We start from the raw sequence: 253 nt of genomic DNA, 5'->3' as shown, positions 1-253 counted from the left end.
CCCAGGGAGATAGCGGACGCGAAGATGAAGAGAGGACGCCTGCATACCCGTCTCTACAGCCTCGGAATGCTCGGGCCGAATGGTCCGCTTCCGCTGCACGTCTCGGAGATCGCGCGCGAGCGCGAAGAGTTGCGTCGGGATCCAACGTTGAGCAATTTCCTCGACATCTTCCATCATCGGGCACTCACGCTCTTCTACCGCGCCTGGGCGTCGGCGCAGGCGACAGCCAGTCTCGACCGCCCTGATGACGATC

The 253-nt window shown here is 62.8% G+C and carries 1 protein-coding gene; it reads left to right on the top strand.

The genetic code is table 11. The annotated features are described in order from the left end of the window. Nucleotides 1-24 precede the first annotated feature (24 nt). Nucleotides 25-253 (top strand): type VI secretion system baseplate subunit TssG (locus tag R2R70_RS21745; RefSeq protein ID WP_410979159.1); only part of this gene is annotated, 229 nt, incomplete at its 3' end.

Source organism: Cobetia sp. SIMBA_158, assembly GCF_046566945.1.
In the GTDB taxonomy this organism is placed as follows: domain Bacteria; phylum Pseudomonadota; class Gammaproteobacteria; order Pseudomonadales; family Halomonadaceae; genus Cobetia; species Cobetia amphilecti.
This window is presented reverse-complemented; position numbering and strand designations above follow the sequence as displayed.